Source organism: Pseudomonas sp. TJI-51 (genome assembly GCF_000190455.2).
In the GTDB taxonomy this organism is placed as follows: domain Bacteria; phylum Pseudomonadota; class Gammaproteobacteria; order Pseudomonadales; family Pseudomonadaceae; genus Aquipseudomonas; species Aquipseudomonas juntendi.
Genome location: NZ_AEWE02000188.1, coordinates 1 through 1,092 on the forward strand (window position 1 = coordinate 1; position 1,092 = coordinate 1,092).

Below are 1,092 nucleotides of genomic sequence, written 5' to 3' on the forward strand. Positions count from 1 at the left end.
GGGGTTCATGGATCGCACTCTGTTAAGTGGTGTGGAAAGCGTATAGGTAGGCATGAGAGCCGTTCGGCACTCGACTAAATTCGTAGGGATTTTGGTAGCGTCCTGCCACATTACTCCGTCGTATAGGGGATGATGAATTGTGTTCGCGGCCTGAGTTACACATATATCCTAAAGGTGGGCATGAACAACTGCTTTGGCTTGGTTGCTCGCTGTTTGCCATCGGCGGCTATCAAGCCTAAACTGCCGCTCGCAAGCATACGTTTCCGATGTTTTACGGGGGCGCTGTTAACGGCAAAAAGTTTTAGGTTAGATGTTGGGGGAATGCGCTCCAACTAGAAGGCTGTAACTATCACATGTCTTCTGTCTATTAAGTGGATGTATTTGTATAAAATCATTTACCTCGAAAGTTTGCTTGGTCTAGTGATATTTCCTTGCACAACAATGGTAAGTACTGATACCTCGGCTGGCGGCTGAGACTTTAGAATCGTGATGCTTTCAGCAGCTGGCCAGGGAGCTGCGGTTTTTGTTCTACAATCCAGCACACATAGCACTGCAATACGCTTTTCCTTGGCAACAGCATAACTAGCAGTTTGTTCAACATAGGCTTGGCAGTCGTCCAAGGTTTTGACTCCAGCTGGCAGCGACTTTAGCTCAATAACGATACCGCGATAGCTGAGGTCTGTGATGCCTCCTGAAGCCTTTGGGTGCTCGTCTAGTTCAGAGCCAATTTGAGGGTTGCGTCGAAGCTCCTTGCGAATCGCGTTTTGGAATTGTGCCTCTGACCAAACTCCATCGAACTCAGCATCTTGGATCGCACGCCCCGCCACTCCCCCTAAGACAGTAAGCACTTGAAGTACATCACTGAGCTCGTTGCTTGTCACGAGCCCATTTTGACGTAGGGAGTCCCGAATTCTCAGGATTTTCTGGTCTACCAACTGGTAACCGGTTATGGGGTTTGACCTGACGTCTAGGCCTTCAATGAGTAGAGTTCGATGCCCTACGATAGCTACTGGTTGTTCTGAGCTAATTGGTTCGAATGCAGCTGAGTACTTGAACTCATAGGGTCGTGCATTGAGTGCGATCCATGAACCC

The 1,092-nt window shown here is 48.7% G+C and carries 1 protein-coding gene; it reads right to left on the bottom strand.

From position 1 onward, the window contains the following. Window positions 1-395: 395 nt before the first annotated feature. The coding region (locus G1E_RS28525) for a hypothetical protein (protein WP_256220466.1) at window positions 396-1,092 on the bottom strand (697 nt) is incomplete at its 5' end.